Raw genomic sequence first — 599 nt, forward strand, 5'->3', positions numbered from 1 at the left:
CAAAATGTTATAAAAAAGAGATTTGAGGAAATTCTTGGTAAAAAAGCTAACGGATTTATCGTAAGTATACTAAATACAGTTAATTCCAATAAATTATTCGGTAATGTTGATCCAAACAGTATTCTCAAAGCTGCACTTGTGGCTGCATCACTTGATTTACCTATAGACCCCAATCTGGGATTTGCATATATTATTCCATACGGAAAAGAAGCTCAATTTCAAATCGGATATAAGGGACTTGTACAGCTTGCTATTAGAAGTGGGCAGTATAAACATATCAATGTAGCTAAGTTATATGATGGGCAATTCATGCATTATGATCCTATCATTGATTATCTGGAATATGACTTATCTACTAAAAACTCTGATGAAGTTACTCATTATGTGGCTTTTTTTAAAACACTTAACGGATTTGAAAAGTATTATGTTATGAGTAAAGAGGAAGTTGAAAAACATGGAAAGGCTTACTCAAAAGCATATAATTCATCACACAGCCCATGGAAAAGTGATTTTGATACTATGGCACAGAAAACTGTTTTAAAACAGTTAATTGGAAAATTCGGTATTTTAAGTATTGAAATGCAACTTGCACAAAAAGC

The 599-nt window shown here is 31.9% G+C and carries 1 protein-coding gene; it reads left to right on the plus strand.

The features are described from left to right. Positions 1-599 (plus strand): recombinase RecT (locus NK213_RS17905; protein ID WP_253351745.1); only part of this gene is annotated, 599 nt, incomplete at both ends.

Source organism: Sebaldella sp. S0638 (genome assembly GCF_024158605.1).
GTDB lineage: Bacteria > Fusobacteriota > Fusobacteriia > Fusobacteriales > Leptotrichiaceae > Sebaldella.